Source organism: Aminobacter sp. Y103A, from assembly GCF_030294925.1.
Lineage (GTDB): Bacteria > Pseudomonadota > Alphaproteobacteria > Rhizobiales > Rhizobiaceae > Aminobacter > Aminobacter ciceronei.
In genome coordinates this window covers 2,405,439-2,427,841 of sequence record NZ_AP017986.1, presented here as the reverse complement: position 1 = coordinate 2,427,841, position 22,403 = coordinate 2,405,439, and the positions used below count along the sequence as shown (strand labels likewise).

The following is a 22,403-nucleotide window of genomic DNA, read 5'->3' as shown; positions in this document are numbered from 1 at the left end:
TCATTTCCATTGCCAATCCCACGACAAGATCCATCAAAGCGCTACCGGACAAGCGGCCACCACGATGTTTGTGCTTCGATCGAGAGCACGATCGTGGAGCCGCCGCGACTGAAAAGGGCATTATATCTGTGACAATGTCAACATCATAATGTTATAATTCTCACAAAAGTCCTACGATATCCTGCAAACTTGTACTGCCTGGACCAACTTGTTACGTCTCTGACATTCAACGATGGGAGTCTCCCGTGGCGAAAGCCGGCTCAGCAAAAGCGCAGCGTATGGAGCGCCTCCAGGCAGAGCTGGCACAAGGCCGGGCGCTGCACATCAGCGCCGTCGCGAAACTCCTTGACGTCTCCGAAATGACAGTGCGTCGCGACATCCAGCAGAACCCGGACAAACTGGGCTATCTCGGCGGTTATGTCGTGCCGCGCGGCATGTTCGAACCGGAGAACTCCTACACTCTTGATATGGCTGCCGATCAGCAGCGCGACGCCAAACGACGCGCCTGTGAATCCGCCCTGCGTTACGTCAGGGCCGAAGAGACAATCTTCATCGACTGCGGCACGACGCTCATCGAATTGGTCGACCTCATCCCCAACGACATGCCGCTTACCGTTGTCTGTTACGCGCTCAATGTTGCCGAGCGGCTGGCACACAAACCGAATGTGACGCTGGTGATGCTCGGCGGCGTCTATTATCCCGCTTCGGCCACCTTCTTCGGCCCAGAGGCGCTGGCCACCATCGCATCGCTCGGCATCAACGTGGCCTTGTTGTCGGCCGCCGGTTTCGACTGGGCGCGAGGCGCGACCTGCGCACATTTCCACGAGGCCGAGATAAAACGAAAGGTCATGGCCACTGCCAGCCGCAATATCCTCGTCATCGACACAAGCAAGGTAGGCAGACTGCGCTCCGTCCTGTTCGCCGAAAGCAGCAGCTTCGACGCGGTTGTCACAGAACGCAGTGAGGATGAGACCTCGCAGCGCTCCACATGAGACAGCCGGGCTCGTGCCGACGCCGGCCATTGCCTGACACGGGGATTGCGCCGACCATCTGCACCGTCAGCCTCCAGAGCTGCCCAGGATCGTGCGGCGGAACAGCTGCGCATAACGTTCGCCATCGACCGCAAGCGCGACATCGACAGGTTGCCCCAGGCTTGCACCATTCAGCTCGGATTCGCCGCGATGGGAACGACGGTCGACGATCGTCTGGCCGCGCGACCGCGATCCATCCGTGCAGACGCTGACCGGAAACCTGTGCGTCGTCAGGCCGGCGGGGTCGACAACGGCGCAGACCGTGCCGGCATCGCCCAGGGCTGCGATGGTACCGGCAGGGATGCGTTTCTGGTCGGAATCCTTGACCGCCATGTGCCGGAACAGCTTGGCGCACAACTGCGCCACCGGCCGGCTCGACCTTTCGAGTGCCGCGACATCATCCTCCGACACGGCCGCGCTGTAGAAGACGTCGAGCCCGTACATGACAGTCGGAATGCCGCTGTCGACGACGATCGCCACCGCTTCCGGGTCGGCCCAGCTGTTGAATTCGGCGACCGGCGTGGCGTTGCCGATGCTGGCGCTGCCGCCCATGAAGACGATCCGCTCGAGCCGGGCCGCCACCTCAGGATACATGCGCAGCAGCAGCGCCACATTGGTCAGCGGTGCCAGCGCGATCAGCGTCGGCGGTGTCGGGCTGGCCAGTATCTCCCGGCGCATGAGCTCGACCGCATGGATGTCGCTGCCGTCCGCTTCAGGAACGGCGAGCTCCAGCCCGGCGAGACCGTTATGGCCATGGACATGGGCGGCGTCGCGCGGGGCGGCAATCAACGGACGCGAGGCGCCGCGGGCGACGGGAACATGTCCCGCGCCGGCAATGGAAAGGACGGCACGGGTGTTGCGGTAGACGTTGTCGAGCGAGGCATTGCCGGCAACGCAGGTCACCGCCCGCAGGTTGATATCAGGGTGCAGTGCCGCAAATGACAGCGCCAGCGCGTCATCGACACCGGTATCGACATCGATCAGAACTTCGACGTGTGCCATGTCACTCGGTGCTTTCCATTGCTTCTGCGACGTCCTCGATCAGCGGCTGGTCGAGGAAGTCTATGGTCAAGGTCTCGAACGACCGCTTGGGGTAAGCGAAGTCGGCGGGATAGGCGCTGGAGACCCTGTCCGCCGCATCTGTGCCGACATCGATGCCCCAGAACGACAGATGTGCGGCGGTTACCGGGATACGTGCCGCCCCTACCCTCCGGCGGCCATGCAGCAAGACAATTTCGGCAGAATGGCCGTTTCGGTTATGGAGAGCAAATCCGGCCTCGCATGTTCCCGAGGGCAGGACGGCATCGGCGACGCAGACGACACGGTGGCCGAGTTGCACATGTTCGAAGCTCAGGCGCCCGTCCATGACATAGAGCACGTAGCCGCCTTGCGCGTCGCCACTCGATGCCAGCACGCCATCTTCGCCGGCGGCGCGATCGCGAAACGATGCAGTGACGACCATGGATCGTTCCGAACCCGCGATCATGCTGCTGATCGGCACATGGCTCTGGCCCGGGCGGAAGACCAGCCTGTCGCGTGACATCAGCCCGATGGGCGGCCGAGCGCGCAGCAATTGCACCAGCGTCCGGTCGTCGAGCGGCAGCACGTTGTTGGCCTCGGCCTCCTGCCACCAGCGGCCGATCATTTCCTTGAGCAGGTCCGGCTCCTGTCCGGCGCAATCCTGCGATTCCGAAAAATCGCCTTCGGTGTCGTAGAGCCGCCAGTCGTCGTCTTCATAGGCATCGCCCTGGCGATGCTCGGTGACCGCCCGCCAGCCTTCATGCCATATCGCGCGATGACCGAGGTTCTCCCAATATTGCGTGGACCGCGGCGCCGGTGCATCGGCATCGGCAAAGGTCGATGCGAGGCTGCGGCCGTCGCAAGGCAACGGATGGTCGAGGCCGGCAAGCGACATGATTGTCGGCGCGAGGTCGATGACATGCGAGAACTGCGTCCTGACTTCGCCTGTCGCGGCGATGCCGCCGGGCCACGACACCACCATCGGCGAGCGCACGCCGCCAAGATCGACATGCTGCTTGTAGCGGCGAAAGGGCGTGTTGCCCGCCATGGCCCAGCCTTGCGGATAGTGCGCGCCGCCGTGACGGGTGCCGATCTGGTCGAGGCGCTTGAGCTGTTCGTCGACACTCTGCGGCAGTCCGCTATAGGGTGCGTTGGTGTCGACGGCACCATCCTTGCCGCCTTCGCGGCTGGCGCCATTGTCGGAGAGCACGATGATCAGCGTGTTGTCGAGTTCACCCAATCTTGCGAGCTCATCTACAAGGCGGCCGAGATGCAGGTCGGTGTGCTCAAGGAAGCCGGCATAGGCCGCCTGAAGATGGGTGTAGAGCAGTTTCTGATCGTCGGAGAGCGTGTTCCAGGCCGAAACCTCCTCGTTGCGCGGCGCAAGTTCGGTCTCTTCAGGTGCGATGCCAAGCGCCTTCTGGCGCAGCAGCCGGTCCTGGCGCGTCGCGTCCCAGCCCTTGGCGAAGACGTCGACATAAGGTTCGATGAAGGACCGCGGCGCCTGGAACGGCGCGTGCGTGGCACCGAAGGCCAGTTGCAGGAAGAATGGTTCCTCGTCGCGGAACACGGTGTGGTCGCGGACGTAAGAAATCGCCCGGTCGACCAGGTCCTCGGTGAGGTGATAATTCTGGGGAAATTCGCGATCGACCTGGTGGTTGTCCTCGCACAGTTCGGGCGTCATCTGGTCGGTGCAGCCGGGAAGGAAGCCATAGAACCGGTCGAAGCCGCGGCCGAGCGGCCAGTTGTGATAGGGTCCGGCCGGCGAAATCTCATGCGACGGCGTCAGGTGCCACTTGCCGACGAGATAGCTGCCATACCCCTGCTCGCGCAGCATGGCCGGCAAAAGCGCCACGTCGCGGTCGATTGAGCCGCGCGAATTTGGAAAGCCGGTGTCGGTGTCGGACAGAAACCGCATGCCGACGGCGTGGTGGTTGCGTCCGGTCAGCAGGCAGGTGCGCGTCGGCGAGCAGAGCGGCGTGACGTGAAAATTGGTGTAGCGCAGCCCGCGCGCCGCCAGCCGGTCGATTGTCGGCGTGTTGATCTCCGAGCCGAAGCAGCCGAAATCGGCCCAGCCGGTGTCGTCAAGCACGACAACCACGATGTTGGGCTTCTGCTGCTTGTGGTTGCGGCTCGTCGGCCACCAGGGCGTCGACTCGGCGACGGTGCGGCCGACATGGCCCGGAAACTTGTCATGTTTCATTGCAGTTCCTCGAAATCAGAAAGATCCGGCTGATGGCGCCGGCATGTCGGCCGAGCATCGAAAGCCAAGGTGGCTCGAGGCGGCATCGACGGCGTTGGAGGTGCGCGCCGAGACGCGATAACGATTGCAGTGGCTGCGGTGGCAGAGATAGGAGCCGCCGCGCATCGCTTTCAGCTGGGGCTGGCTCTGCGACCAGCTGTCCGACGTCCATTCCCAGACATTGCCGACCACGTTGAACAGGCCGTAGCCATTGGGCTCGAAGGCATCGGCAGGTGCGGTCGAGAGGAAGCCGTCCTCGGCCGTATTCTCCCGGGGGAAACGCCCCTGCCAGATGTTGCAGCGGTGCCTGCCCTGCTCCGTGAGCTCGTTGCCCCAGGGATAGATCCTGTCTTCGAGCCCGCCCCTGGCGGCGATCTCCCATTCGCTCTCGGTCGGCAGCCGCTTGCCGCTCCAGGCGGCATAGGCCGTGGCGTCGTTCCAGGAGATGTGCACGACCGGATGGTCGTCGCGGTCGCGCCAGTCGGTGCCGGCGCCGTCGGGCCTCGACCAGTTCGCGCCGCGCACCGGCAGCCACCATTCCGGCGATCCGGTCTCGAGATCAAGCACATCCTTTTCGGCGCGGGGATGAAGCTGGGCGTAGAAGACGAAGGACCAGCCGATCCGCTCCGCCTCGGTGACATAATTGGTCGCAGCCACGAAACGGGCGAAGGCGCTGTTGGTCACTGCCGTCCTGTCGATCAGGAAGCCGGGGCTCGCGACCATCCGCCGGGGCCCCTCGCGATCCTCGGCATAGGCCTCGGGACCATCATGGCCGATGCGCCAGATGCCGGCGGGGACAGCCGACATGCCGGAGAGATCAGCCTTGCGAGCGGCTGGCCTGGCCTCGTGTGAAGGGGCCAGTTGCGGCTCGCTTACCCGGACGGGTGAACAACACGACATCGCGGCGTTTCCTGGTGATAGCAGGAGCTTCAGCTGGTGACTTCAGCTCCGGGCGATAACAGGATTATTTGACAAAGCTCCATCAGGGGCCAATACATTTAGGCTTGAAGGTAATTCCAATAGGTTATGAGGCAGGCATCCGCCATGTCGTTCGAAGTCCCCAATCTGACGCTGCTCAAGCACTTCGTCACCGTCGCCGAAGACAAGGGAATATCGAAGGCGGCCAAGCGCTTGCGCATCTCGCAGCCGGCGCTCTCCAAGAATGTCAAGCGGCTGGAGGAGATGCTCGGCACGCGCCTGTTCGAACGCCATTCCAGCGGCGCCGACCTGACGCCGACCGGGCAGGCCTTCTTCAACAGGGCGCAGATCATCGGGCTCGAATACGAGCATGCGGTGCAGGAGATCCGCAATCTCCTGTCCGAGCAGGACGCCACCATCAGGGTCGCGGCCGGCCCGGTCTGGTCGTCGACGATCCTGCCGCCGGCGGCGTCACGCTTTCACCGGCGTTTTCCCAGGCATCAGCTGTCGGTGCAGACCGGACCGGTCGACCAGTTGATCGAGGATTTGCGGCTTGGGCGGGTCGACATCTTTGCCGGTGCTGTCATTGCCAAGAGCCGGCTGCCCGGCTTCACCTCGCGCCGGGTCGCCAAGGCACAGATCGGCATCATGTGCGCCGAGCATCACCCGCTCGCCAAGGTGGAGGGCCCGGTCGACCCGATGGAACTGGTCAAATACCCGTTCGTCTCGTTCAACCTGAACCGGGACGTGCTGAAGATGCTGTCCGACTGGCTGAAGGAACGGGGAGCGCCCCCTGCCCGCTATTTGCTCGAGACCAGCTCGCTCTTCACCTGCGCCGAGCTGGCGCGCTCTGGCGACTATCTGTTCTTCGAATCGACGATGGTGGCCGGCAGCCCGATCGGACAAGGCCTGAAGGTGCTCAAGACCGACAAGGAGATCTTCCAGTACGATCTGGGCTTCGTCTTCCGCCAGGGCATGGACCGGCTGCCCGCCCATAGCGGACTGATGAAGGCGATGGTCGAGGTGTTCGAAAACAAAGGCCTGCGCAGCCCGCAGAACGCCGCCGACTAGGCAGCGCCCAGGAGCAATCCCAGGAAAAACCGCGCAGCGGCTTGCCCTGGGTAATTACGCAAAAACAAGAAGATGGAGCGTCAGTCGATTTCGCCGCTTGGCGGCACGACCTCGCGGTCATCGCCGAGTTCGATCACCAGCCGGTGCAATGTGCCGGTGAAGCGGAATTCGCCGTCGATGCCGTCGCAGACAGGCGGCAAGCCGCTGCGGCCGATGAACATCGGCGCCAGCGCAATGCGAAGCAGGGTCTGGTGCTCACGCTCGCCGGCTTGCCGCTCTCCGTTGACGAGAAGTGTACCGATGCCCTTGAGCAGACCTGTTTTGCGGTACTCGAAACCGAGGGAAATCGCGCCTGACGTGGTCAGCGGCACCGACACCAGGCGGGTGATCTCGCCAACATGGTTGTAGCTGTAGTGGAGCCTGCCATCCTTGAGGTAGAGCACATAGCCGCTGCCATTGTTGCCGTAGCTGACCAGCGTGCCTTCGGACTGCGGATCGATTGTCACTTCGGCGGTGATCCGGTGCGACGTGTCCTGGGTCAGGGGTGCTGCCGATGACGGGATCGATTCGAGCTGCGGATAAAAGACGTAGCGGCTGCGCGAACGGATGGAGTCGGGCTTCGCCTTGGCGCGGAAACGAACCTCGCGGTCGTCGAGCGGCATGACGTCGTAGCGGCCGGCTTCCGCCCACCAGCGTTCCGTCATTTCGCGGAGCTTGGCCGGGTTCTCGCTCGCCAGATCGCGGGTCTCGTTGAAATCCTCGTCGAGCTTGTAGAGCTCCCAGTCGTCGAGTTCGAAGTCGTCGCCGCGCCGGTGCTTGGTGACGGCCTTCCAGCCTTTGTGCCAGATGCCGCGGTGGCCGAACATCTCGAAATATTGCACGTCCTTGCGCGTCTCCGCGTCGGGCGCATCGAAGGTGTAGGCAAAGCTGGTGCCGTGCACCGGCATCTGGCCGACACCTCGGTAGATTTCGGGGGCCGCGACGCCGCAGACCTCGAGCACCGTCGGCGTGATGTCGACGACGTGGTGGAACTGATGGCGGATGGCCCCCTTGTCGGCGATGCGCCGGGGCCATGACACGATCATCGGGTCACGCACGCCGCCGCCATGGGTGAAGGATTTGAACAGGCGCAGCGGCGTATTGCTGGCCTGGGCCCAGCCCCAGGGGTAGTTGCTGTTGCTCCTGGGGCCGCCAATCTCGTCGATCTCAGCCAAATTGCGTTCGAAGGATTCCGGGATCTGGTTGAACCGCCTGAGCACGTTGGTCGTGCCCTCCGGGCCGCAGTCGATGGACGCGCCATTGTCGGAGATGACGACGATCAGCGTGTTATCAAGCTTGCCTGTCGTCTCGAGGAAATCGAGCAGCCGGCCCAGTTGCTCGTCGGTGTATTCGAGGAAGCCGGCATAGGCCTGCTGCAGCCTGACGGCGACGCGCTTCCGGTCGGCCGAAAGCAGGTCCCAGTTCTCGACGCCGGGGGCATCGGGCGGCAATTCGGTATTTTCAGGCACCAGGCCCATCGCCTTCTGCCGTTCGAGCCGCCTTTGCCGGATGACGTCCCAGCCGCAGTCCCAGACGCCGTCATAGCGGTCCATATAGGCCCTGGGGACCTGATGGGGAAAATGCCCTGCCGAAAAGGCGAGGTTGAGGAAGAACGGCGTATCAGGGGCGAGCGAGACATGGGCACCGAGCATCGCCATCGCCTTGTCCACCAGATCGGCGGTGAGGTGGTAACCTTCCTCGGGCGATTTCGGCTGGGTAACAGGGTGATTGTCCTCGACCAGCTCGGGATAATACTGGTCGGTGCTGCCATTCATGAAACCGTAGAAACGATGAAAGCCGCGGCCGAGCGGCCATTGGTCGAACGGCCCGACCGCGGTGATCTCGTCGGTCTGCGCGACGTGCCACTTGCCGACGGCAAAATTGGCGTAGCCGGCGCTTCCGAGCATTTCGGCGACCGTCGCTGCCCGATGCGAGATCGAGCCGCGGCCGTTGCGGTAGCCGAAATCGAAATTGGCCAGGCAGCGCATGCCGACGGCATGATGGTTGCGCCCGGTCAGCAGGCTGGCCCGCGTCGGCGAGCACATGGTGGTGGTGTGGAAATTGCTGTAGCGCAGCCCCTGTTGGGCAAGCCGGTCGAAATTGGGCGTGCGGACCTCCGAACCGAAGCAGCCCAGGTCGGCGAAACCGACATCGTCGAGAATGACATAGATGACGTTGGGGCTGCCGGACGCCGGCCTGGGTCTGGTTTCAAACCAGTTGTCCGACTCGTGATAGGTGCGGCCGACACGGCCTGGATTGTGGTCGTTGGACATTGGGGCGCCTCGGAATTCGGACAAACCGGAGATGCCGCATCGCGTTCATCGACCATGCCGCATCGATCGAAACCCGGCCGGCCCTGGGCAGGCCGGGTCCATGGACTTTCTGCTGCGGAGCCTACATCGCGGCGCCGGGATCCCAGCGGATGACCCACTTCTCGAGCATCGAGACGATGGCGAAACCGGTGATGGCGATGACAGACGCCGTCAGGATCGTCGCAAACAGCCGCGGCGCGTTGAAGTCGAACATGCTCTGCAGCAGGAGATAACCGATGCCCTGGTTGGCGCCGATCCACTCGCCGACGATCGCGCCGAGCACACACATCGTCACCGAAATCTTGAGCGCCGAGAAGATGTAGGGCAGCGCGCTGTAGATGCGGATCCTGAGGAACACTTCGGTCTTCGACGCAGACAGGACATGCATCAGTTCGAGCAACTGCGGATTGACGGCGCGGAAGCCGCGGACCGAATTGACCAGCGTCGGGAAGAAGCAGATCAGTGCTGCGATCACGATCTTCGGCTCGATGCCGTTGCCGAGGATGATCTTGAGCACCGGCGCAATCGCGACGATCGGGATCGTCTTGATCAGGATCGCGACGGGATAGAACATCTCCTCGATGACCTTGTTGTAGACGAAAGACACCGCCACCAGCAGGGCAACGGTGTTGCCGAGGAGAAAGCCGAGAAAGGCTTCGGTGATTGTCGGAACGGCTGCTTCGACAAGCAGCGGCAGGTCACGCGACAGCGCGCCGGCGACGTCGGTCGGCGCGGGCACCAGATATGACGGCACGCCGAACAGCGTGACGACGAGCTGCCACAGGACCAGCGTCAGCGACAGCCCGAGCACTGCCATGCCGAGCGCACGCATCACTTCGGGGCCGGGGAGGATGCTCCAGATGCGAGGCAATGGGGCGGCGGTTTCGATGGAACGGTCAACGCTCATGGCTTATCCAGCTCCCAGCATGTCGCGCAGCCTGGCGACGTGGTGGCCCAGTTCAGGGGCGTCCTTCAGGGCAAGGTCGCGCTCTTCCGGCAGGTCGATTTCGAGAATTCCGCCGATCCGCGACGGACGTCGGCTCATCACCACGACACGCTGCGACAGGAAAACCGCCTCATGCAGCGAATGGGTGACGAAGACGATGGTCATCCCGCTCTGCTTCCAGATCCGTAGCAGCTCGACATTCAGCGTGTCGCGCACCAATTCGTCGAGCGCGCCGAAAGGCTCGTCCATGAGCAGGACCTTCGGCCTTGTGACGAGCGCCCGCGCGATCGAGACGCGCTGGCGCATGCCGCCGGACAGCTCCGACGGCAAGGCATCCTCGAACCCTTCCAGCTCGACAAGCTTCAGCGCCTCATGCGGGTCCATGAAGTTGCCGGCCTTCGGGTTGGCCCCGCCCACCTCGAACGGCAGGCGGACATTGTCGATCACCTTGGCCCAGGGCATCAGCACCGATTGCTGGAACACCATGGAAAATGTGCGCGAGGCGCGCGCCGCCGCCGGCGTTCCGCCGAATATGGCAACCTTGCCTTCGGTCGGCGCGATGATGTCGGCGATGGTGCGCAGCAAGGTGGACTTGCCGCAGCCGGAATGGCCGATCAGCGAGACGAACTCGCCTTCGCGAACGGTCAGCGAGACATTGTCGATGGCCCGCACCGCCCGCGAGCTGCCGCCGAAGGTCACGGCGACATTGTCGATCTCGATGGCGTTGCGTGCCTGAGAGGGACGGACGTCGCCAGAGTGGGCGTCGCCGGAACGGGTGGCCCCGGAAGCAGCGATTGTCGCCATCATGTTCACCGCTTCGTCCTCTGTGCTGCCGCCAGGATGCTGCCGTCGAAGACGTCGTCCGCCGTCAGTTCGGGCTTGATCTCGCCGATCTTGGCGTAGGTCTGCAGCGTCGCGTTCCAGCGGTCCTTGCTGATGTTGGCAAAGCCGTGCTGGCGGGTTTCGTCGGTGTAGATGAAGTCCGAGACGATGACCTTGAGCGAGGCAAGCTCCTTGTCCTTCTCGATCGCGCTCGACATCGAGGCAACCATGTCGATGGCCTCTTCGGGATGGTCGGCGGCATAGGCCCAGCCCTTGTCGCAGGCCTCGAGGAACTTCACCAGCATGTCGCTGTCGGAGCCGATCAGGTCGGTGCGGGCGATGTAGTAGTTGGACTGGAACTGCAGCCCGTTGTCCCAGATGCTCTGGGTGTTGTAGCCGCCCGGATTCTGCACGATCGGCACGTTCTGGGCGACGTTGGTCGGCCAAGAGGCGACGACGTCGACCTGCCCCTGGAGCAGGCCGGGGATCGAGGCCTGGATGAAGGTGATGTCGTCGAGCTTCATTCCGTTGTGGTCGAGCACGACCTTGATCTGCGCGGTTGCGCCCTGGGCCGCGCCGATGCGCTTGCCCTTCCAGTCGGCCACCGACTTGATGTTGGATTCGCCGAGCGAATAGAAGGTCAGGGGCGCCTTCTGGAAGGCCGCGCCGAAGCTCTTGATCGGCAGCCCCTGGTTTGCGGCATACATGATCTCGGGCGCATAGGCGGTGGCGATCTGCGCCACCCCGGAGAGCGTCTCCTGCACCGTGTTGGAGTTCGGGCCGCCGGGAAGGATCTCGACGTCGAGGCCCTTTTCAGCGAAGAACCCCTTCTTCAAGGCGACGATTTCGCCGGCGGCGGCGCCATTGTAGAGCCAAGCGAGTTGCAGTTTGACCTGTTTCTGCTGGGCATAAGCGGGAACCACGCCTCCAAGCCCCAGCGAGGCGAGCGAGATGATGCTGGCAGCTGCCAGAAGTGAACGTCGGCTGATCATCTATATCCTCCAATCAGACAAACCCAACGACCTAGTTTCTGCGAGGATAGACCGCGTTTCGCGGCTCCACACCATAACATGCGTCGGCGAACTCATTCCATGTGGTTATGGACTTCCATTCGGATCAGGCATGGTCGATCACTGCCCGGCAAGGTCGCCGGCGCAGCGAAAACCGAGATGGCTCGAGGTCGCGCCGTGGTGGTTGCCGGTCCGGGCCGCGACCCGGTATCGGTTGCAGTAGCTGGCGTGGCACAGATAGGAGCCGCCGCGCATCGCCATCAATCCGGTCGGCTCGCCCGACCAGGGCGAAGCGGTCCATTCCCAGACATTGCCGAGCATGTTGTGGAGGCCGAACCCATTGGGCGGAAAGCTGCGCGCCGGCGCTGTCGCGAGGTACCCGTCTTCGGCGCTGTTGCCGAGCGGAAAGCGCCCTTGCCAGATGTTGCACATGTGGCGGCCGCCGGGATTGAGCTCGTCGCCCCAGGCATAGATCGCCCGCTCAAGCCCACCACGCGCCGCGGCTTCCCATTCGGCTTCCGTCGGCAATCGCTTGCCGGCGTAGTTCGCGAAGGCAACGGCGTCGTTCCATGAGACATGGACGACCGGATGGTCGCGCCGGTCACGCCAGCTGGAGCCTGTGCCATCGGGCTGATGCCAGCAGGCGTCGCGAACCGGCGCCCACCAGTCCGGCGCGCTGGCGTCGGCGTCCGTTGCGATCACCGCGTCAGGATGGATCTGGGCCATGAAGACGAAAGACCAGCCCAGGCGCTCGGCCTCCGTCACATAGCCGGTGGCAGCGACGAAGGACGCAAAGGCTTGGTTGGTCACCGCGGTCTTGTCGAGCAGGAACGCCGGAAGCTCGACTGTTCGCACCGGACCTTCGCCGTCCCCAGGATTGGCGATCGCCCGATCCTCGCCGAGAAGCCAGCGCCCGGCCGGTATGAACGCCATGTCCGAGTGGGTCATGTCGGGATGACTGCCGGCCTCGAGCGCTGCGGGCGCTGCAACCGGCTCGGCAACGGGATCGCCTGGGGATCGGCCCGGAGAACAACACGACATGGCGCCTTCCCTTTGAAAAATGGATCAACCGAGTTTGACTCTTTCATGATCCTGCGTAAAGGTAGGACGTCCTACCTCTTGGAGGAGAGAGCGATGTCGGGAACTGCCACCGAACGTGTCCTGCAGTATATTCGCCAGCAAAAGCTGGTGGCCGGTGACCGTTTGCCGGCGGAAATCGACATTTCCCGGATACTCGGCCTCAGCCGCAATTCGCTGCGCGAGGCCTATGCCGACCTGATGGCCAAGGGCCTGCTCAAGAACAAGCATGGCGTCGGCACCTTCATCGCCAATCCGCCCATTCTCAACGCCTTGACCGGCTCCGCCGGCTTCTGGAACCTGATCGAAAAGGCGGGCATGAAGGCGTCGTTTCGCGAGATCCGGCGCGACCAGGTCGCAGCACCCAAAGAGATCGCCGTCATTTTCGGCCAGGCGGAGGAAAGGCCGACCCACCGCCTGCGCTGGCTTTTTCTGGCCAACGGCCAGCCCTGCATTCTGGTCGACCATTATCTCGCCCGCAGCGTGCCGCCGAGCGCCTTCAACGAGAGCACGGAGCATGACGCGCTTGCCGCCATTGCCCCGTACACCGTCATCGACGGCGCGTCGCTGTCGACGCGCACCTCGGCGATCAACGCAACGGCAGACGTCGCCGAACTGCTGGAGGTCAGCGAGGGCGACGCGCTTTTGTGGAGCACCGCACTCGTGCATTCGGGCGACGGCAGCGTGCCGCTCGCCTCGCGCTCCTGGATGGTCCCGCATCTTCTCGCCAGCCATCAGGTGATGGCGCTGGCCCCCATTCAATTCCAGGGCAGTTCAGCCCTTTCGCCGGAGGACGAACCGAAATGACCCGCTTCAAAAAGATTGTCCTGAGCCTCGCATCAGGCCTCATGCTCTTCTCGGCCGGGATGGCCGGGGCGCAAACCCTGGAGCCTGTGCGCTTCGGTGTCGACGCCTACACCACCGGCTCCCAGATCTGGGTCGCCAAGGAAAAGGGCTTCTTCGAAAAGGAAGGCATCGACGCTCAGATCACCACCTTCGCCACCGGCGTCGAGGCGATCGATGCGCTGCTGATCGGCCGCGCCGATATGGCTGTAGGGCTCGATTTCCCTGTTGTCTCGCGCATCCAGGGCGGCAAGCTGACGGTGCTTGCCGGCATCTTCCATTCCAAGCCCGGCTTTCACAAGCTGGTCGTCAGCAACGACATCAAGGACGCCAAGGATCTGGTCGGAAAGAAGATCGGCATTGCCACCGGCACCGCCCAGCACCTGATCACCATGAAGTATCTCGAGGAAAACGGCATAGCCGAGGACAAGGTCGAGATCGTCGGTTTCACCAGCCTGCTCGAGATCGTCGCCTCGCTCCGCTCCGGCCGCATCGACGCGGCCTTCGTCTGGGCCGACGGCACTGAGAAGTCGACCGATGGCGGCAACCACTATGTGCTAACAGACGATGCGGCAGCCAAGCGCAACAGTAGCGCCTACATCGCCGCACAGACCGAGTTCACCGAAAAGCATCCGGAACTGACTGTCGCGACGTTGCGCGCGCTCAATGCGGCAAGCCAGTTCATCGCAACCAACAAGGACGAGGCGGCAGCCCTCATCGCCAAGAACACGCGTGCCCCGCGCGACACCGTGCGCGACCTGCTCAACTACAACGAATTTGCCCTGGCGCTGACCGACTATGAGCGCGCCGGCTTCAAGGAAGTCGCCGACTTCCTCGCCAAGACGAAAGCCCAGCCGATCAGCTTCGAGACGGGCGTCAACCCGAAGTTTCTTCAAGAAGCCGCCCCCGACCTGGTCAAGCTGAGCAACTGAGCGGACCTGCGATGACAAACAATCAAACAAGCGCGGCCGCGCCCGGAGGCGCCATGCCTGCGGTTGTCTTCGACAAGGTCGGCATGGCCTATCCCGGCCAGAAGGCGGGCAGCGAGCTGATCCTGGCTGACCTCTCCGTCGCGGTCGGGCAAGGCGAGTTCTTCGTGCTCGTCGGCCCCAGCGGTTCGGGCAAGTCGACCTTGCTCAAGATCGTCGCCGGGACCGAGAAGCAGACCGAAGGCCGCGTGCTCGCCAATGGCGAGACGATAACAGGCCCCGACCGGCGGCGCGGCATGGTGTTCCAATCGATCGAGGAGCCGCTGTTCCAGTGGCTCACCGTGGCCGAGAATATCGGCTTCGGCCCCAGCGTCGCGGGCAAGGCTCGCGCTGAATCCCGCGAAATGGCGCAGCGCTATATCGACCTCGTCGGCCTTCGCGGGCACGAGCAGAAATTTCCGCATGAGCTTTCCGGCGGCATGAAGCAGCGCGTGCAGATCGCGCGTACGCTGGCCGCCGAACCTGAACTGATCCTGTTCGACGAACCGTTTGCGGCACTCGACGCACTGACGCGCCGCGTCCTGCAGAAGGAGCTGACGCGGATCTGGCGCGAGACCGGCTGCACCATGGTCTATGTCACCCACGACATTCGCGAGGCCGTGCTGCTTGGCCAGCGCGTCGCCGTGATGAGCCGGGGGCCGCGCGCCAACATCACCCGCATCTACGACATTGACCTGCCCTATCCGCGCGACGACCTCGACAGCCGTTTCGCCGATGCCGTCAAGGCGATCGAGGGCGACATCGAACGGGAGGCGGCTTCGCAATGGGAGCAAAACTGATGCCATCCTATGCCTGGTCGGCGCTCAGCGTCGCTATCGTCGTGATCTTCTGGCAGATGGCCTCGACCTGGCTGGTCGATCCGATGTTCCTGCCTGCACCGCTCGCCGTCCTCAACGGCGCCGGACAGATGCTGGCCGAGGGCACCCTCACCCAGTCCATCCTCGTCTCGATGATGCGCATTCTCTCGGGCTGGTTCCTCGGCAGCGCCATTGCCATTCCGATCGGGCTCGCCGTCGGCGTCTCGCCGGTGGCGCGTCACCTGGTCGACCCGTTCATCCACTTCTTCCGCTTTGTTCCGGCCATTGCGCTGGTGACCTTGTTCATCATCTGGTTCGGCGTCGGCGAGATGTCGAAGATCATCCTGATCGCCTATGCGACGGCCTTCATCGTCATGGTCAACACGGCCAGCGGCGTGTCCTCGATCTCGCAGGACAAGCTGAATGCCGCGCGCTGCCTCGGCGCCAATGAGCGGCAGGTGTTCTTCAAGGTGATGATCCCGGCCTCCCTGCCCTCGATCTATGTCGGCATGCGGCTGGCGCTCGCCTCGTCCTTCCTGGTCATCGCGGCCGCCGAAATGCTCGCCGCCGATGCCGGGCTCGGCTACATCATCTGGACCTCGCGCCTCTACTTCCAGGTCGACTGGATGTTCGCGGCCATCATCGCGCTCGGCCTTCTCGGCTTTGCCACCGACCGGCTGTGGCGGCTGCTCGGGCGGACGCTGCTCAAGCGTTATCTGCGCGGCGTCACCGGCTATTGATCCAATCGGCCGGACCGCCCTGCTGTTGCGGCCCGGCGACCATCGCACAAGATCGGGACAGAGCATGACTTCCGAATTTCGCGGCCATATCGGCCGCACGCACCACGAATCCGAGCGCGACTATGCCGACATCCCCGGCGGCCCTGCCGGCAAGCCGAATGTCATCTATGTCGTTCTCGACGACGTCGGCTACTCCGACCTCGGCTGTTTCGGCTCGTCGATCGACACGCCGAACTTCGATTCCCTCGCCGACAACGGCCTGCGCTACAGCAATTTCCACACCACCACACTGTGTTCGCCGACACGCGCCTGCCTGCTGACCGGACGTAACCACCACTCGGTCGGCATGCGCTATCTGGCCAATGCCGACATGGGCTGGCCCTCCGGCCGCGGCGCGATCAGCCATCGCGCCGGCACGCTCGCCGAAATGCTCAAGCTGCAGGGTTATGCGACCTATGCGGTCGGCAAATGGCACCTTGCACCGACAGAAAACGCCAATGCCGCCGGCCCCTTCGACCAGTGGCCGCTCGGCCGCGGCTTCGAGCGTTTCTATGGCTTCATGAATGGCAGCACCGACCAGTTCCACCCCGAACTCTGCCAGGACAACCAGCAGGTTCCGCCACCGGCGACGCCTGAACAGGGGTACCATCTGTCCGACGACCTGTCGGACCGCGCCGTGCGCTACATCGCCGACAAGATGGCGATCTGGCCCGACAAGCCGTTCTTCCTCTATCTCTGCTACGGTGCCGGACATTTCCCGCACCAGGCGCCCGCATCGACGCTGGCCAAATATCGCGGCCGCTTCGGCCATGGCTGGGACGAAGAACGCGTGCAGAGGCTGGCCAGGCAGAAGGCGATGGGCCTCGTGCCGGAAAGCACCGAACTGCCGCCGCCAAATCCCGGCGTGCGTGCCTGGGCCGAGCTGTCTCCCGAAGAACGCGAGGTCTCGGAACATATGCAGGAGGCTTATGCCGCGCTTCTGGGCCATACCGACGCCGCCTTCGGCCGGCTGCTCGACTTCCTCGACCGCACCGGCATCCGCGACAACACCATCATCGTGCTGATTTCGGACAATGGCGCCTCCACCGACTGCGATCCGGACGGCACGACAAACGTGCTGCGCTGGTTCAACCGGCTGCCTGAGGACTATGCCGTGTCGCGCGAGCGCCTGGCCGAGATCGGCACGGCGCGCAGCTCGGGCAACTATCCCTGGGGCTGGGCACAGGCGTCGAACACGCCGCTCAAGCTCTACAAGAGCTTCACCCATGGCGGCGGCGTGCGCGACCCGATGATCTTCTCCTGGCCTTCTGGCATAGCCGACAAGGGCGAGGTGCGCAGCCAGTTCACCCATGTCACCGACATCACGCCGACAATCATGCAGCTTTGCGGCGTCACCGCACCCGAAAGCATCAACGGCGTGGCGCAGATGCCGATCCATGGCGAGAGCTTCGCCTATTCCTTCGACGCGCCCGATGCGGCCACCGCCAAGCAGTCGCAATATTTCGAGATGTACGGCCATCGCAGCATCTGGCATCGCGGCTGGAAAGCGGTGACGCAGCACAAGGCCGGCGACGATTTCGACAGCGAACGCTGGGAGCTCTACCATCTCGACGAGGATTTTTCCGAGCTGCGCGACCTCTCCGGGGAAAGGCCGGAAAAGCTCGCCGAGATGAAGGAACGCTGGTGGGCGGAAGCCGGCCGCTACGGCGTCATGCCGCTCGACGACAGCGACGTGCTGTTCAAGCCGCCCTACCGGCCCGGCGCACCACGCTGGCGCAACGAATGCAGCTTTTTCCCGCCGATCTCGTCTATCCCCGCGGAAGCGGCGCCGATGACGCAGGACGTCTCGCACCGCATATCGATCGAGATCGAGCGCACGGACAAAAACCAGGGCGGCGCGCTTGTCTGCTTCGGCAGCTGCCATGGTGGCTACGCGCTCGACATCGTCGCGAACCGGCTGGTCTACACCTACAACTATGCCGGCTTCGAGGTCACCCGCCTCGTCTCCGACCGGGAGATCCCGCTCGGCAAGACGACCGTCGTGTTCGACTTCGAAAAGACCGGCACGCTGAAGGGACGCGGCCGCCTGACGGTCGACGGCGAGCCGGCCGGCGAACATGTGTTCGAACGCACCCTGCTCAGGTTGTCGCTGTCGCCGCTTACCTTTGGACGCAGCAACGCCGAACCGGTCGATCCGGACAGGCAGACGAACCCGGATTTTTCGGGCCGTATCCTGCGCATCGACTACGCCATCGCAGATGATCGCGAGGTCGGCCCGGTCAACCTCGACGTGGACTGACCAGCATGTCGCGCAGACCGGTCGAAGGACTGTCGCTCCGTTGACCAGCGACATCCGTTTCGACTGTCGCCGCTCGTTCCGGCGCTTGATCAAACGCCGGCTTCGATCAGATGTGTGCGCGCATCCTGAAAGCTCGGTAGCAGCGCGGCATCACCGGGCTGCTGGTCCTTCTTTCGCGGTATGGTTCAAAGCGTCGGGCCGACAGCTCCAGTTGCTGCCGACCTATCGCTGGAAGACGCTGCGGCAGCCTCCGATCGCATCAGTTCGCCGGCCAGCCAGTCATGCAGCTTGCGGATCGCCCTGTCCTTGCGGCGGGCCGGTGCGGCGATGAAATAATAGGCGCCGAGCCGGATGTCAGTGTCGAACAGCTCGACGAGGCGACCCCTGGCCATTTCGTCGCCTGTCGTCAGCCGTGTCGCCAGCGCGACACCCTGCCCGGCCAGAGCGGCTTCGAAGCCAAGGCTGGCATCCCAAAGGCGCGGACCCTGCAGCGCGTCATGCGCCACGCCGGCCTTGCGAAACCAGTCGGCCCATTGCTGGCGGTTTTCCTCGTGGATCAGCGGTGCCCGCACAAGTGCAGCAATGCTTTCCAGGGGACCTGCCGCATCCAGCCATTGCCGGCTGGCCACCGGAAACATCCTGGGATGAACGAGCAAGGTCGCTCCGACAGGAAGGTCGTCGGGGTCGCCGAAGCCGACCATCACATCGGCCTCGCCGACCGAGAAATCCGGCAGGCGGTCGATGGCGCGAAACACCAGTTCCGTGTCGCCGAGCAGATGCTGCATCTCAGGCAGCCTCGGCCCCAGCCAGCGTGTCGCCAGGCCAGGCATGCACCAAAGCCTGAGCGTCCGCCGATGCGAGGGCGGACGAAGTTCGGCCGTCGTTGCAGCGATCAGCTCGAAGGCCGTCGAGATGGCGGCATGGAAAATCTCGCCTTCGCGGGTGAGCCTGAGGCCCCGGGGACTGGACACGACGAGTTTCACCGCCATCCAGAATTCGAGGTTCTTGACATGGCGGCTGACCACCGAGTGGCTGACGCCGAGATCGTCGGCCGCCTTGCGCATCGAGCCCATGCGCCCCGCCGCCTCGAAGGCGCGGATCATCTGCAGCGGCGGCATGGCCTGATGCGGCTGGTCTTTCTCGACGGACCGGCGTCTTCGAATGTCGGTGTTCAAGCAGAGGCCCCTGGACAGTCTGTGGTGCACTGGAGGCACCACAGCATCTAAATCAATCGCGCACTGCTTGCCAAGGAATGCCGCTAGGTTGCCGCCAGAATCTTACGGAGCACCTCCCCATGACCACCAACACCACCTTGCTGGCCCGCCGGTCGGCGGCAGTCGCTCGCGGCGTCGCAACGGCCTTCCCCGTCTTTGCCGGCAAGGCGGAAGGCGCCGAGATCTGGGACGTCGAGGGGCGCCGCTACATCGATTTCGCCGCCGGCATCGCGGTGCTCAATACCGGCCACCGTCACCCCAAGGTGATCGCCGCCGCGAAGCAGCAGCTCGACGCCTACACCCATACCGCCTTCCAGGTGCTGCCCTACGAACCCTATGTCGCGCTGTGCGAGCGCCTGAACGCGCTGGCGCCCTTCTCCGGCGAGGCAAAGTCGCTCCTGTTTTCGACCGGCGCAGAAGCTGTCGAGAACGCCATCAAGATCGCCAAGGCAGCGACCGGCCGGCCCGGCATAATCGCCTTTGCCGGCGGTTTCCACGGCCGCACGGCGATGACCATGGCGCTGACCGGCAAGGTTGCACCCTATAAGCACAAATTCGGCCTGTCGCCCGCCGGCGTCTTTCACGTGCCGTTCCCGGCGACGCCGCTGGATGTCGACGTCTCGGATGCGCTGCGCGCGCTGCAGCTTCTGTTCCGCGCCGACATCGCGCCGTCTGATGTCGCTGCGATCATCATCGAGCCGGTCCAGGGCGAAGGCGGCTTCTGGCCCGCCCCCACCGAGCTTCTGGCGGAACTCCGCAAGATTTGCGACACGCACGGCATCGTGCTGATCGCCGACGAGGTGCAGACGGGATTTGCGCGCACCGGAAAGATGTTCGGCATCGAACATTCCGGCATCGAACCCGACATCATCACCGTCGCCAAGGCGCTCGGCGGCGGCTTCCCGCTGGCCGGCGTCATCGGGCGTGCAGCGCTCATGGACGCTGCCGAACCGGGCGGGCTGGGCGGCACCTATGCCGGCAGCCCGATCGCCTGCGCCGCCGCACTTGCGGTTCTCGACGTCATCAAGGACGAAGGCCTTGTCGCCCGTGCCAATGAGATCGGCGCGACGATGCACGCTGCACTGGAGCGGATGTCGCAGCGCAACGACGCCGTGCCGATGGCGTCGATCCGCGGCCCCGGCGCGATGGTCGCCTTCGACATCGTGACACAGCGCGGCACCAATACGCCGGATGCCGAGACGACGAAGAAGGTCGTGCAGGCAGCGCTCGGCCACGGGCTGGTGCTGCTGTCATGCGGCGTCTTCGGCAACACCATCCGCCTGCTCTGCCCGCTGACCATTTCCGATGCGCAGCTCAAGGAGGGGCTGGACCTCCTCGAACGCGCCCTCGTCTCCGCCAACGCCTAGGAGCCGTCATGCGCACGCTCGAAGACAATGGCCTCATGAAGACGCAGGCCTTCATAGACGGCTGCTTTGTCGGGTCTGCCGACACACCTGTCACCGATCCGGCCTCTGGCGCCGTCATCGCCCATGTCCCCAACCTTGGCGCCGACGCGGCCACCCAAGCCGTCGAGGCGGCTTCCAGGGCGTTCCGGCCCTGGGCGGCGAAGACGGCGAAGGAGCGCTCGGCAACGCTGCGGCGCTGGTTCGAGCTGATCGTTGCGGCACGCAGCGACCTTGCCACCATCCTGACCAGCGAACAGGGCAAGCCCTTCGCCGAGGCACTCGGCGAGATCGACTATGCCGCCTCCTATGTCGAGTTCTATGCCGAGGAGGCCAAGCGTATTGCCGGCGAGATCCTGCCGTCACACCGCCCCGACGCCCGTATCCTGGTGCAGCGGCAGCCGCTCGGCGTGGTCGCGGCGATCACGCCATGGAACTTCCCGGCGGCGATGATCACCCGCAAGGTCGCCCCGGCGCTTGCCGCAGGCTGCACCGTCGTCGTCAAGCCGGCGCCCGAAACGCCGCTGACCGCTCTCGTCCTGGCCGAACTGGCGCGCCGCGCCGACTTTCCCGCCGGCAGCTTCAATGTCGTCACCGGCGATGCCATAGCCATAGGCGGCGTGCTGACCTCGCATCCCGCCGTCCGGCTCGTCGGCTTCACCGGCTCGACGCCGACAGGCAAGCTGTTGATGCGGCAGGCGGCAAGCACGGTCAAACGTGTCGCGCTGGAGCTTGGCGGCAATGCCCCTTTCATCGTCTTCGACGACGCCGACATCGACACCGCGGTCGAAGGCGCGATGGCGTCGAAATTCAGGAACTCCGGCCAGACCTGTGTCTGCACCAACCGCATCTATGTTCAGTCGGCCGTCCATGACGTCTTCGTCGCCAGGCTGACGGAGCGGGTGAAGCAGTTGCGGGTCGGCTGCGGCTTCGACGACGGCGTCGTCCAGGGGCCGCTGATCTCGGAACGCGCCGTCGCCAAGGTCGAAGCGCATATCGCGGACGCGCTCGGCAAGGGCGCCGAGATTGCCGCCGGCGGGAAGCGCCACGCGCTTGGCGGCACCTTCTTCGAACCGACAGTCATCACCGGCGCTGCCGCCGACATGCTGCTGGCGCAGGACGAAACCTTTGGGCCGCTGGCACCCGTATTCCGCTTCGAGACAGAGGCCGAGGTGCTGCAGGCGGCGAATGCCACCGAGACCGGGCTCGCCGCTTATTTCTTCACGCGCGATTCGGCGCGGGTGTTCCGCATGATGGAGCGGCTCGAATTCGGCATGGTCGGCGTCAACACCGGGCTGATCTCGACCGAACTGGCGCCCTTCGGCGGCGTCAAGGAAAGCGGCAATTCGCGCGAGGGCTCCCATCACGGCATCCTCGAATTCACCGAGCTCAAATATGCCTGCATCGGCGGCATCGATGCGGCGGGCTGAGATGGATAGCGCCGCGACCATGCCCAACCTGATGGCGACGGCGACCACCGCGGCCGTCGCCGATGAGACGGCTCAGATCGGCGGCACCCACCCGCTGATGCTGGTCAAGCGGATCCATGAGCAAGGCGCGCGCTTCAGCCCGGCAATGCTCGGCTGACACTCCGAACGCGTCCTTGGGGGCGCCGAAAGGCGTGGGTCGA

Annotated in this window: 19 protein-coding genes; 10 read left to right on the top strand and 9 right to left on the bottom strand. The window is 64.2% G+C overall.

Annotated elements, in window-relative coordinates; genetic code table 11:
• The first annotated feature begins 245 nt into the window (after window positions 1-245).
• A complete protein-coding gene (locus Amn_RS11790) occupies window positions 246-992 on the top strand; it encodes a DeoR/GlpR family DNA-binding transcription regulator (RefSeq protein ID WP_286297188.1) in 747 nt (248 codons plus the stop codon).
• A gap of 66 nt (window positions 993-1,058) precedes the next feature.
• Here the strand turns inward: Amn_RS11790 and Amn_RS11785 are convergent, their stop codons facing one another.
• From Amn_RS11785 to Amn_RS11775, 3 genes are read right to left on the bottom strand one after another with little or no spacing between them, the layout of a single operon-like run.
• Window positions 1,059-2,033, bottom strand: a complete 975-nt coding sequence (locus Amn_RS11785; RefSeq protein ID WP_286297187.1) for a nucleoside hydrolase — start codon at window positions 2,031-2,033, stop codon at window positions 1,059-1,061.
• Between the two features lies 1 nt (window position 2,034).
• A complete protein-coding gene (locus Amn_RS11780; RefSeq protein WP_286297186.1) occupies window positions 2,035-4,254 on the bottom strand; it encodes an arylsulfatase in 2,220 nt (739 codons plus the stop codon).
• A 15-nt stretch (window positions 4,255-4,269) separates the two neighbouring features.
• Window positions 4,270-5,100 carry a formylglycine-generating enzyme family protein gene (locus Amn_RS11775; protein WP_286297185.1) on the bottom strand — a complete coding sequence of 277 codons (831 nt, stop codon included), beginning with the start codon at window positions 5,098-5,100 and terminating at the stop codon, window positions 4,270-4,272.
• A gap of 237 nt (window positions 5,101-5,337) precedes the next feature.
• On the opposite strand from Amn_RS11775, the gene Amn_RS11770 reads away from it, so the two are divergent.
• Window positions 5,338-6,282, top strand: a complete 945-nt coding sequence (locus Amn_RS11770; RefSeq protein WP_286297181.1) for a LysR family transcriptional regulator — start codon at window positions 5,338-5,340, stop codon at window positions 6,280-6,282.
• Between the two features lie 80 nt (window positions 6,283-6,362).
• Here the strand turns inward: Amn_RS11770 and Amn_RS11765 are convergent, their stop codons facing one another.
• The 5 genes from Amn_RS11765 to Amn_RS11745 form a co-directional block, all read right to left on the bottom strand.
• On the bottom strand, window positions 6,363-8,594 hold the full coding sequence (locus Amn_RS11765; protein WP_286297179.1) for an arylsulfatase: 2,232 nt from the start codon (window positions 8,592-8,594) through the stop codon (window positions 6,363-6,365).
• Window positions 8,595-8,715: 121 nt separating this feature from the next.
• Window positions 8,716-9,540, bottom strand: coding sequence for an ABC transporter permease (locus Amn_RS11760; protein ID WP_154385401.1), 825 nt, complete (start codon window positions 9,538-9,540; stop codon window positions 8,716-8,718).
• Between the two features lie 3 nt (window positions 9,541-9,543).
• Complete coding sequence (locus tag Amn_RS11755; RefSeq protein ID WP_353622435.1) at window positions 9,544-10,386, bottom strand: ABC transporter ATP-binding protein; 843 nt, start codon at window positions 10,384-10,386, stop codon at window positions 9,544-9,546.
• A gap of 2 nt (window positions 10,387-10,388) precedes the next feature.
• Window positions 10,389-11,393, bottom strand: coding sequence for an ABC transporter substrate-binding protein (locus Amn_RS11750; RefSeq protein WP_286297175.1), 1,005 nt, complete (start codon window positions 11,391-11,393; stop codon window positions 10,389-10,391).
• Window positions 11,394-11,531: 138 nt separating this feature from the next.
• Window positions 11,532-12,452: a formylglycine-generating enzyme family protein gene (locus Amn_RS11745; RefSeq protein WP_353622427.1), complete on the bottom strand. Its 921-nt coding sequence runs from the start codon at window positions 12,450-12,452 to the stop codon at window positions 11,532-11,534.
• Window positions 12,453-12,545: 93 nt separating this feature from the next.
• Between Amn_RS11745 and Amn_RS11740 the strand changes: the two genes are divergently transcribed.
• The 5 genes from Amn_RS11740 (at window position 12,546) to Amn_RS11720 (ending at window position 18,156) form a co-directional block, all read left to right on the top strand.
• On the top strand, window positions 12,546-13,295 hold the full coding sequence (locus Amn_RS11740) for a GntR family transcriptional regulator (protein WP_286297174.1): 750 nt from the start codon (window positions 12,546-12,548) through the stop codon (window positions 13,293-13,295).
• Window positions 13,292-14,263, top strand: a complete 972-nt coding sequence (locus tag Amn_RS11735) for an ABC transporter substrate-binding protein (protein WP_286297173.1) — start codon at window positions 13,292-13,294, stop codon at window positions 14,261-14,263. Before Amn_RS11740 ends, Amn_RS11735 begins: the two co-directional genes overlap by 4 nt.
• Before the next feature lie 53 nt (window positions 14,264-14,316).
• Complete coding sequence (locus Amn_RS11730; protein WP_286297172.1) at window positions 14,317-15,099, top strand: ABC transporter ATP-binding protein; 783 nt, start codon at window positions 14,317-14,319, stop codon at window positions 15,097-15,099.
• On the top strand, window positions 15,099-15,857 hold the full coding sequence (locus Amn_RS11725) for an ABC transporter permease (protein WP_286297171.1): 759 nt from the start codon (window positions 15,099-15,101) through the stop codon (window positions 15,855-15,857). The genes Amn_RS11730 and Amn_RS11725 overlap by 1 nt, the downstream gene beginning before the upstream one ends.
• Before the next feature lie 64 nt (window positions 15,858-15,921).
• Complete coding sequence (locus Amn_RS11720) at window positions 15,922-18,156, top strand: arylsulfatase (protein ID WP_286297170.1); 2,235 nt, start codon at window positions 15,922-15,924, stop codon at window positions 18,154-18,156.
• Window positions 18,157-18,341: 185 nt separating this feature from the next.
• Here the strand turns inward: Amn_RS11720 and Amn_RS11715 are convergent, their stop codons facing one another.
• Entirely contained in the window at window positions 18,342-19,331 is a 990-nt protein-coding gene (locus Amn_RS11715; RefSeq protein ID WP_067963174.1) for a LysR substrate-binding domain-containing protein, read from the bottom strand.
• A gap of 119 nt (window positions 19,332-19,450) precedes the next feature.
• Here Amn_RS11715 and gabT point away from each other — a divergent pair, with 119 nt between their 5' ends.
• From gabT to Amn_RS11700, 3 genes are read left to right on the top strand one after another with little or no spacing between them, the layout of a single operon-like run.
• Window positions 19,451-20,737, top strand: a complete 1,287-nt coding sequence (gene gabT, locus Amn_RS11710) for a 4-aminobutyrate--2-oxoglutarate transaminase (protein WP_182573702.1) — start codon at window positions 19,451-19,453, stop codon at window positions 20,735-20,737.
• 8 nt (window positions 20,738-20,745) lie between these two features.
• Entirely contained in the window at window positions 20,746-22,203 is a 1,458-nt protein-coding gene (locus Amn_RS11705; RefSeq protein WP_182573701.1) for an NAD-dependent succinate-semialdehyde dehydrogenase, read from the top strand.
• Between the two features lies 1 nt (window position 22,204).
• The gene (locus Amn_RS11700; protein ID WP_182573700.1) at window positions 22,205-22,360 is read left to right on the top strand and encodes a hypothetical protein; all 156 of its coding nucleotides are present in this window, start codon (window positions 22,205-22,207) and stop codon (window positions 22,358-22,360) included.
• Window positions 22,361-22,403: the final 43 nt, after the last annotated feature.